We start from the raw sequence: 556 nt of genomic DNA on the forward strand, positions 1-556 counted from the left end.
GGGATGAACCATCGCATCGCACGGCCGGCGCGCCGTTGGGCCGCATGGGCCACACGCGGCGCCGCCGCCTTCTCGACGCTGCTGTCCGGCTGCAATTCGCTCTATAGCGAAGGCGCGACGGCCGGCGCGGGTATCGCCGGCGCGGCCATCGCGTCGAAAGTCACCAGCAACGCCGCTGTCGCGACCGGCATCGGCCTGGGCGCCGTCGCCGGCGCGCGCGCGGGCGTCCAGTACACGCAGCGCGTCGCGCATCGCTATTCGCAGGCGCAGATCGCCGCCGCGGCGGGGCCGCTTGAGGTCGGCGGCGTCGCCCCCTGGTCGACGCATCACTCGTTCCCGATCGAGGACGACGAGCACGGCCGCGTGACCGTGAGCCGGCTCATCAGCGTCGGGCCGCTCGACTGCAAGGAAATCGTGTTCTCGGTCGACACCGACGCGAAGGGCAACGAGGCCGCTCAATCGGGCTTCTACGTCGCGACGATCTGCCGGGACGGCCCCGCGTGGAAGTGGGCGTCGGCCGAACCCGCCACCGGCCGGTGGGGAGCGCTGCAATGAG

Annotated in this window: 1 protein-coding gene; it reads left to right on the forward strand. The window is 72.3% G+C overall.

Features of this window, described 5'->3' with window-relative positions; all coding sequences use genetic code 11:
• The coding region (locus tag J5M67_RS27590; RefSeq protein ID WP_207888564.1) for a hypothetical protein at nucleotides 1–555 on the forward strand (555 nt) is incomplete at its 5' end.
• Nucleotide 556: the final 1 nt, after the last annotated feature.

Origin of the sequence: Pseudomonas sp. 30_B, from assembly GCF_017491605.1 — a bacterium.
Lineage (GTDB): Bacteria > Pseudomonadota > Gammaproteobacteria > Pseudomonadales > Pseudomonadaceae > Pseudomonas.